Source organism: Arthrobacter sp. HMWF013 (assembly GCF_003061105.1).
GTDB lineage: Bacteria > Actinomycetota > Actinomycetes > Actinomycetales > Micrococcaceae > Arthrobacter.
This window is the reverse complement of record NZ_QAIQ01000321.1, coordinates 1-6,713: the sequence shown is the minus strand read 5'-3', so window position 1 is coordinate 6,713 and position 6,713 is coordinate 1. Positions and strand designations below refer to the sequence as shown.

6 protein-coding genes are annotated in these 6,713 nt (G+C 68.7%); 4 read left to right on the top strand and 2 right to left on the bottom strand.

The window, feature by feature from the left end:
• Window positions 1-226 precede the first annotated feature (226 nt).
• Window positions 227-2,053: a gamma-glutamyltransferase gene (ggt, locus tag DBR22_RS12140; protein ID WP_108599224.1), complete on the top strand. Its 1,827-nt coding sequence runs from the start codon at window positions 227-229 to the stop codon at window positions 2,051-2,053.
• 28 nt (window positions 2,054-2,081) lie between these two features.
• On the opposite strand, the gene DBR22_RS12135 is transcribed toward ggt, so the two are convergent.
• A complete protein-coding gene (locus DBR22_RS12135; RefSeq protein ID WP_108599222.1) occupies window positions 2,082-2,345 on the bottom strand; it encodes a hypothetical protein in 264 nt (87 codons plus the stop codon).
• Between the two features lie 94 nt (window positions 2,346-2,439).
• On the opposite strand from DBR22_RS12135, the gene hrpB reads away from it, so the two are divergent.
• Both hrpB and DBR22_RS23850 read left to right on the top strand, forming a co-directional pair.
• On the top strand, window positions 2,440-5,169 hold the full coding sequence (hrpB, locus tag DBR22_RS12130) for an ATP-dependent helicase HrpB (protein WP_181365153.1): 2,730 nt from the start codon (window positions 2,440-2,442) through the stop codon (window positions 5,167-5,169).
• Window positions 5,170-5,318: 149 nt separating this feature from the next.
• Entirely contained in the window at window positions 5,319-5,471 is a 153-nt protein-coding gene (locus DBR22_RS23850) for a hypothetical protein (RefSeq protein ID WP_181365152.1), read from the top strand.
• Window positions 5,472-5,509: 38 nt separating this feature from the next.
• Here DBR22_RS23850 and DBR22_RS12125 read toward each other — a convergent pair whose 3' ends face one another.
• A complete protein-coding gene (locus DBR22_RS12125) occupies window positions 5,510-6,184 on the bottom strand; it encodes an alpha/beta hydrolase family protein (RefSeq protein ID WP_108599221.1) in 675 nt (224 codons plus the stop codon).
• Between the two features lie 79 nt (window positions 6,185-6,263).
• On the opposite strand from DBR22_RS12125, the gene ligD reads away from it, so the two are divergent.
• On the top strand, window positions 6,264-6,713 hold a 450-nt coding region (gene ligD / locus DBR22_RS12120), incomplete at its 3' end, for a non-homologous end-joining DNA ligase LigD (RefSeq protein ID WP_441296242.1).

The window sequence follows — 6,713 nt, the reverse complement described above, 5'->3', positions numbered from 1 at the left end:
CTCCTCGCCCTGCCCTTCCTGCTCGCCAGCCGGCGGCGGCGCTCGCCGGCTGATGAGGCATCGGCAACCACCGACAAGCCGGTCTGAGATGCCTGCCTGACGCAAGGTTTTTGCACGTCGCCAAAAAGGGGTAGGGGCGTGGAGCATTCCAGCCTTGAGAGTCCCCAAGGGGCGGAGTATCGTGACGAAAACCCACCCTGCGCGAGACCCTGACTTGGGAGCCATCATGCCTAGTGTGCGACGTCAATTTGCTGTTGTAACGGCTGTCCTGGCCGTCAGCGTCACGGGCGGTGCGGTGATCAGCCCGGCGTCTGCCCACGAGCGGGACGCGGTCAAGGAGGCGACGGCGACCGGGTACGGTGGGGCGGTCAGCACCGTGGACCTGGATGCCACGGCTGCGGCGATCGAAGTGCTCCGTGACGGCGGCAATGCAGCAGACGCCGCCGTGGCAGCGGCTGCAACCCTGGGCGTGACCGAGCCGTACAGTGCCGGAATCGGCGGAGGCGGATATTTCGTCTTCTACGACGCGGAGACCGGCGAGGTGGAAACCATCGACGGCCGCGAGACCGCACCGGCAACGATGCCCACCGACGCGTTCATCGACCCCGCCACCATTACCCCGGCCAACCCGGCTGGCAGTCCCTACCGGTTCGCCCCCGAACTGATCACCAGCGGTGTCTCCGTGGGTGTTCCGGGCACGCCGGCCACCTGGGAGCGGGCTTTGGAGCGGTGGGGCACCCTGGACCTGGAGAAGGCCCTGGAACCGGCCATCGAAGTCGCGGAGGACGGCTTCGTGGTGGATGAGACATTCCGCCAGCAGACTGACGAGAACAGGGTACGGTTTGAGGCTTTCCCTGCCACGAGCAGCCTGTTCCTTCCCGGCGGCGATCTGCCGGTGGTCGGCAGCACCATGCGTAACCCTGACCTCGCAGCAACCTACCGGCTTCTCGGTGAGGACGGAGTGGAAGCTTTCTACGGCGGTCCGCTCGCCGAGGAGATAGCCGCAACGGTGCAGTCGCCGCCGAAGAGCGCCACCACCACGCTGCCGGTTCCGGCCGGCTACCTGACGACGGCGGATCTGGCCGCCTACGAGACCCTGGACCGGGAGCCCACGCACGTTGAATACCGCGGCTACGACGTCTACGGCATGGCGCCGTCCAGCAGCGGTGGCACCACGGTGGGCGAGGCGCTGAACATCCTGGAACCGTTCAACCTCGCTGAGATGGCCGCGCCGGATGCGCTGCACCACTACTTTGAAGCGACAGCGCTGGCCTTTGCGGACCGTGGAAAGTATGTAGGCGACCCGGCCTTCGTCGACGTCCCCACCAAAGCGCTTACCGACCCGCTGTTCGGCAAGGAGCGGGCGTGCGCCATTGACCCCGCCACGGCGGCAACCAAGCCGGTCCCTGCCGGAGACGTTAAATCGTACGACGGCGTGTGCCCGGTTACGCCCGCAATGGCAGCAGACGAACAGGACACGGAGAACATCTCCACCACCAACCTGACCGTGGCTGACAAGTGGGGAAACATCGTGGAGTACACGCTTACCATTGAGCAGACCGGCGGGTCCGGCATTGTGGTGCCGGGCCGCGGCTTCATCCTCAACAACGAGCTCACGGACTTCTCCACGGTGTACAACGCCACAGACCCGAACCGGATCGAGCCGGGCAAACGCCCGCGCTCCTCGATGTCGCCCACCATCATCCTCGAGGACGGGAAGCCTTTCCTCGCCCTTGGCTCACCCGGCGGCTCGATGATCATCACCACGGTCCTGCAAACTATCCTCAACCGCGTGGACCTGGGAATGGACATCTCCGAGGCCATCGCGGCCCCGCGGGCCACGCAGCGGAACACGGCCACGGTGGTTGCTGAACCGGCCTTCACGGCGGCTTACCCGGACACGTTCACCCGGTTCGGTCACAAGTTCTCCGCAGCGGCTGAAATCGGCGCTGCAACAGCCATTGAGTTCGGCCGGCACGGGCGCATGACCGCCGCGGCCGAACCTGCCAGGCGCGGCGGGGGCTCGGCCATGGTGGTTTATCCGTCGCGGTGAACGCCCGGGCAGCGCCCGGGCGGGGTGGCTAGGCCTGGCCCATTCCGGGCCGGACAGCCACAAACTCAATCCCGGTCTGGACCTTCTTCTGCGGACCGCGGGAAAAGCCCTTGGCATCGAGCTGGTTCTGCGCCCGGAAATCTGCAAGTGCCGCGTCGTAGATGTCGTTGAGCCGGCGGCCGGAGAACTCCTCCCGCGATCCGTCGCTGAACGTGACGGTCACGGTGGCACTCGCTGGAAAATGCCGCTTCATGCGGATGAAGCCTTCGGAGTCCTGCTGGAGGTTGATCAAGGGATGTCCTGCTTTCGTGTTGGCTGACCTCCAGTCTGGCCTATGGCGCCGGGCCGTGCTCACCACCCGGGGCGATTGCGGCGACAATGGGTTGGTGAGACCCCCAACCAACTCCGCCGCTCCTGAGGGCGCCGTGGGCACCGACGTTTTTGACCTGGCCGCCATCGGGGCCGGCCTCGCCTTTGCCCAGTCACTCAGGGACCTGGCATCGGCCCTGCGCGCCGGTGGCACTGCCGGGACGGCGGTGGTCCAGGCACCGCCGGGCACGGGGAAAACCACGCTGGTCCCGCCGTTGCTCGCTAACCTGGCCGCGCGGAACCCGGGGTTCGGCCGGGTGGTGGTGACGCAGCCCCGCCGCGTTGCCGCCCGCGCAGCGGCCCGCCGTCTGGCTGCCCTGGACGGCAGCAAGCTGGGGGACCGTGTCGGCTACACGGTCCGCGGGGAACGTGAGGCGGGGCCCGGCACCCTGGTGGAGTTCGTCACGCCGGGGATCCTGCTGCGGCGCCTGCTGGACGACCCTGGGCTGGAGACCACGGGAGCGGTCATCCTTGACGAGGTCCACGAGCGCGGCCTGGAGACTGACCTCCTGCTGGGGATGCTCGCCGAAGTACGTCAGCTGCGCGGGGACCTCATGCTCGTGGCGATGTCCGCCACGCTGGATGCGCCCCGCTTTGCGGCACTGATCGGGAATACCGCGGACCGGGAGGAAGAGACGCGGGCGCCAGCGGACGACGGCGCCCGTCCGGCTCCCGTCGTCGACTGCCCGTCCGCGCTGTACCCCCTGACAGTCGAATGGGTGCCTGCCGCCGCTGGCCGGCTGGATGAACGTGGGGTGACACGGGGCTTCCTTGACCATGTTGCCGACTCAGCCGCGCAGGCACACGCCGCTGCGGTGCAACAGGATGCAACGGTTGACGCCCTCGTGTTCGTCCCGGGTGCGTGGGAAGTTTCCTACGTGGCATCCCGCCTCCGCGGACGGGCCTCCGCCGGGACGGAGGTGCTGGAACTCCATGGCCAGGTCAGCCCCGCCGAACAGGACCTCGCTGTATCGGGGCGCCGTGCCGGCGGGCCGGCACGGATCATCGTGTCCACGGACCTCGCCGAATCATCGCTCACAGTCCCGGGCGTGCGCCTGGTCATCGACTCCGGGCTGACCCGTGAGCCCCGCCGGGACGCCAACCGCGGCATGTCCGGCCTGGTGACCGTCTCCTGTTCGCGGGCGTCCGCGGAACAGCGTGCCGGGCGCGCCGCCCGGCAGGGGCCGGGTCGGGTGGTCCGCTGCTATGACCAGCGCACCTACGGCGCGGCTCCCGCCCATGTGACTCCGGAGATCGCCGTTGCGGACCTCACAGGCGCCGCCCTGTTGCTGGCCTGCTGGGGCTCGCCCGGCGGCCAGGGGCTGGCTCTTCCTGATGCACCTCCGCCCGCCGCGATGGAGGAGGCCATCGAGGTGCTGCGGGAACTGGGTGCCGTGGCAGGGAACGGGCACGCCACCGCCTTGGGCAGGACCCTGGCCAAGGTCCCCGCCGATCCCCGGCTGGCACGGGCATTGCTGGACGGCGCAGCGGCCGTGGGACACCACAAGGCTGCGGAGGCTGTGGCCCTCGTATCCGGGGACCAGCGCGCTCCCGGGGCCGATCTGACGCGTCTGCTGGCTGTGCTGCGCGGCGGCAGGGAGCCGGCCTCCCGGCGCTGGGCAGAGGACGTCCGCCGGCTGGAGGCGATCGCGCGGAAGGAGGCGGCCGCCGTCGGCAGTCCCATCCTCACCGGAACCGTGCCCGCGGCGGAAACAGTGGGCGTTGTCGTCGCCTTGGCGTTCCCGGACCGGGTGGCACGGCGTGTACCGGGGGAGGGATCCGCACGGTATCTCTTGTCGTCCGGGACGCGCGCAGGCCTGCCCGCGGGAAGCTCCCTGTCCGGGCATGACTGGCTGGCGGTGGCCGAGGTATCGCGCGCCGGTGGCCGGGATGCGGCCGGCACCGGCGCCGTGATCCGTTCCGCTGCGCCGCTTTCGGCCGAGACCGCCACGGCGGCAGCGCAGCAACTCCTGACAGACACCGTGGTGGCGACGTTCAGCCAGGGCCGGGTCACCGCGAGGTGGGAACGAAGACTGGGGGCAATCGGCCTGTCCTCCACACCCGTCAAGCCTTCTCCAGCGGAAGGCCGCGCCGCGGTGGCCCGTGCCCTGGCGGCCGAGGGCCTGGAAACCATCGGGTTCTCGGGTGCGGCGGATGCATTGCGCCGCCGCCTTGCCCTCCTGCACCGCGAACTGGGGGAGCCCTGGCCTGACGTTTCCGAGCGCGCATTGCTCGCCCGGCTGGACCTGTGGCTCGGCCCGGAGCTCGAGGCCCTTGCCGGTGGAGCGGCCACCAGCGGCATCGACCTCACCGATCCGCTGCGCCGGCTCCTGCCCTGGCCGGAGGCAACCCGGCTGGCGGAACTTGCCCCGGAAGCGCTGGAAGTGCCCAGCGGGTCCAAGGTGAAGATTGAATACCCCGCCTGGTCCGAATATGCGGCGGCGCAGTCCACCGGGGAAGAGAACGCCCCCGCCAATGCCGCCGGGCGGCCGGTTGTCGCGGTCAAGCTGCAGGAGTGTTTTGGCTGGGCAGAGACGCCGCGGCTGGTTGACGGGCGTGTACCGGTACTCTTCCACCTGCTCTCACCGGCCAGGCGCCCGCTTGCCGTGACGGATGACCTGGCGTCCTTCTGGTCCGGGCCCTATGCCCAGGTGCGCGCCGAGATGCGCGGCCGCTACCCCAGGCACCCCTGGCCCGAGGACCCCTGGACCGCCAAGCCCACCGCACGGACCAAAGCCCGGATGTGATCAGCGCCCGGGTCATCAGGGGAATCGGCCCGTGTGAGATCTCCGATACCTGGCCGAAACGTTGCGTCGACGCAATGAAACATGCCGCGGTTAGGCTCGTGACTACTTGGACGACGTGGTCCAGACCACGAACACGAAAGGACGCAACAATGTTGCTTTTGAGTAGCCTGAACCTCTTGCTGGACGCCCGCCGGAGCGACGACAGCCATGCGCACATTGGCGGGAACGGTAAGACCGGCTTCCCCAACGGACAGCTGACCTCCGCCGCCTGGGAAGGCTGGTGGCACGACGACGCCGCGTAGCCGGCCGCGCGCCTGACGCCTGGTCCGGACCCGACGTCTTAGCCGCGGGCCCTGATGAAGTCCACCACCGCCGGGGCCAGTGAAGCACCGATCCCGGCGGCGCTGCGTTTGTTTCCTGCCACGGCAAACGAATGGTCCCCGCCGTCGATCCATGTGAGGACCGCCGACGGGATGCGGGAGACAACACCCTCCAGGAGGTCCCGGGTGGCGAATGTGTCCTTCGTCCCCTGGAGGAACAGCATGGGAACGCTGAGACCGTACAGGTGCTCATCGCGAAGCTTCTCCGGTTTTCCGGGCGGGTGGAGTGGGTAGCCAAGGTAGATCAGGCCTGCGGCTTCCATCCCCTCCGCTACCGCCATGGACGCCATCCGGCCGCCGAAAGACTTGCCGGCCGCCCATACCGGGCCGCTGTCCCGATGCGCTGACCCCTCGCGGGACGCCACCTCCATGGCGGCGCGCCAGGTGGCGATGGCGGCCGGAGGCCGGTCCGGGAACTTCCTGCCGGCTTCCCGGTAGGGGAAGTTGAAGCGCAAGGTGGCAACGCCGTCGTCGTTAAGCGCGCCGGTGAAACCGGCCATAAACGGGTGTTCCATGCCCGCACCGGCGCCATGGGCCACAACAACGGTGGCAATCGGGCTCTCCGGGCGGGCGTACACGCCCGAGACCTCAAGATCGCCGACGGCAATGGTGACGGGCGTTTCAACAACGGGCATACGTCCATGATGCCGGATGGCTGCCCGGCACGGCGGCCAAAGTGCTGACTGGGCGACCGTGGCGGGGTAGGTTGTCCCCATGGCGAGCGAACAGACCACCCTCACTGTCCCGGGTCCCCACGGCGAGCGCGAAATGCGCATTTCCAGCCCCAGCCGTGTCATGTGGCCGGAACTCGGCCTGACCAAACTGGACCTGGCCAAGTACATGGTGGACGTCGGCGAGGCATTCATCGCCGCGAACGGAGACCGGCCGGTCGCCCTGCAACGCTACTCCGACACCATCGACGGCGAACAGTTCTTCTCCAAGAACCCGCCCAGGGGAACCCCGGAGTTCGTCCGGTCGGTGAAGGTGGTCTTTCCCAGTGCGCGCTCGCATCCGATGCTGGTCCTTGACGAACCGGCCGCCGCCGTCTGGGCCGTGCAGATGAACACCGTGGTTTTCCACCCCTGGCCGTCCAGGGCAGGGAACACCGACAACCCGGAGCAGCTCAGGATCGATCTGGATCCCCAGCCGGGCACCGACTTCGAC

What these genes read in the sequence shown, in the direction of transcription:
- ggt (WP_108599224.1), top strand. Translation starts at nt 227, where the DNA reads ATGCCTAGTGTGCGACGTCAATTTGCTGTTGTAACGGCTGTCCTGGCC.
- DBR22_RS23850 (WP_181365152.1), top strand. Translation starts at nt 5,319, where the DNA reads ATGTTGCTTTTGAGTAGCCTGAACCTCTTGCTGGACGCCCGCCGGAGC.
- DBR22_RS12125 (WP_108599221.1), bottom strand. Translation starts at nt 6,184, where the DNA reads ATGCCCGTTGTTGAAACGCCCGTCACCATTGCCGTCGGCGATCTTGAG.